The organism is Shigella sp. SIG3 (assembly GCF_053555855.1).
Genome location: NZ_JBQZXE010000229.1, coordinates 1 through 1,779, shown reverse-complemented (window position 1 = coordinate 1,779; position 1,779 = coordinate 1). Strand labels below are relative to the sequence as shown.

Genomic DNA, 1,779 nt, shown 5'->3' with positions numbered 1-1,779 from the left:
CAGCGGAATACACGCTGACTATTAGCATAAACATCCAGAATACCGTCTCCATTCTGTTTAAATCCGGTGTCATTATCACCAAGAACAATTGAATTCCCCCCCAGGGCGTTCTGAACGCCGATACCCAGCGCACCATTGACCTGCGAACCACCGCCAACAGACACTTTATGCGACATGGATATTTCACCCGTCCGCAAATTAATGGTGAACGGGCGCAGGGGACCAATATCGCCATTTTCCCCCTGACCTTCACTGGTGGGAATAAGGTGCAGGCACTCTTCCGAACGACGAAAAATCAGGCCAAAAGCTTCGTTGAAAATCCTCAGCGCATTAACACCACGGATTTTCAGCTCTCCGGTTATTTTATCGCCTTCCCGATGAACATAGCGTTGATCTGACTGCTCTTTACTGTAAACCTGAAGATTATCCCGTGCCGTCCCTTTATTCTGAAGGTCTGACAGATTGTTCTTCTGCCGCAGGAATATCCTTTTCGGATCCTCAAGAAGATTTACCCAGCCCGCACTGTCGGAGCCTTCAGGATCGGTCAGGTTATCGTCCGTGGTATTCAGCCAGACCGCTGTTGTTGCGACTCCGGCGAGAATGGCTCCTTTTGCATATCCACCAATGGCCCCCGCAAAACCGGCATTATACGTGTACAAACCGCCAGCCTGGGCGAACCGTATTGCTGCGGTAATATCGTACATCAGACCGTTAAAATCCTTGCCGTGTGGCGGTATACCTCCCGCTGAGACCGCTGTCATGGTCACCGGAGGAAAACCTGAATCATACGCAGCATTACCGCTCTCTCTGGTCTGCTGTGTCGCCTTGTCCGGGATACGGTTTTTATCTCCGGTACTCGCAAAGGGGACCGCCAGCTGGCGGGGTTTATCACTGGCCTTCATTACGGGACTCCTTTAAAACTACTGAAACATAAACACCCGGCGGGGATGGCAGTGCACCCGACGACTGGATAATCGCCAGTTCTGCCAACGAGAGCGCGGACTCAAAGACGTAACTCATCCTCAGCCCGCCATTATTCAGAACATAAGCCCGGCGTTTTTTTCCGAACATAAATCTCAGCATCAGGTTAATATCCGGAACGGAACAGTCAGTAATGTTCGACATGGCTTTCATCAGTATCAGCCGCCGGTATACAGCATCAGACAGGTCAACAGTCCGGGTATCCGATTTGCCGTTGTAAAACGGTGCCTGATTAAACGGACAGGGATCATCCATTACCGGGGTGTCCATCCTGGACTCGCTGAAGCCCAGGTAATTAAAATCGTCCTTTACCGTCAGCCGGCGACTGACACCCACAATCTTTCCCCAGACATCAAGACCATACTTTTCTGCGGTATCGATGTTCCAGATAAGACCATAAAAATCACTGATAAAACTGTCGGGGAAAGCGCTGCGTTAAAGCTGTTAATGAGGGCATTGAGTCGGGGGCTGGCAGCATACTGCGCAAGCACAGTGGCAGCCACATTCTGCACGTTATGCCTCCTGGAGTTTCACACTGATATCCGACACATCCAGAACCGGAATCTCATCTATCCCGAAAGTGACAGCCGTTGTCCATGACGAACCGTCACGGCTCACAGTAAGGCCCAGAATATCAATATGTTCCGGATCGGTTTTGTAAATGCCGGCATAGTAGCGCCCGGCAGAGACAACAGAGGCAACTCTTGCCCGCAGACCACCATCTGTACCATTAAATGCGTCCAGCACGGATTGCTGTACCTGTCGGGTAATATCTGAAGGCAGGTAGTCACTTTTTTT

Annotated in this window: 1 protein-coding gene and 2 pseudogenes; all 3 read right to left on the bottom strand. The window is 50.8% G+C overall.

Going from position 1 to position 1,779, the window contains the following annotated elements; genetic code table 11:
• The coding region (locus tag ACUU1I_RS20425; RefSeq protein ID WP_032155887.1) for a hypothetical protein at positions 1–902 on the bottom strand (902 nt) is incomplete at its 3' end.
• Positions 889–1,493 (bottom strand): annotated as a pseudogene (locus ACUU1I_RS20420) (DUF2612 domain-containing protein). The pseudogene ACUU1I_RS20420 and the gene ACUU1I_RS20425, both read right to left, overlap by 14 nt.
• Position 1,494: 1 nt before the next feature.
• A pseudogene (locus ACUU1I_RS20415) lies at positions 1,495–1,779 on the bottom strand (baseplate J/gp47 family protein); the annotation flags it as partial.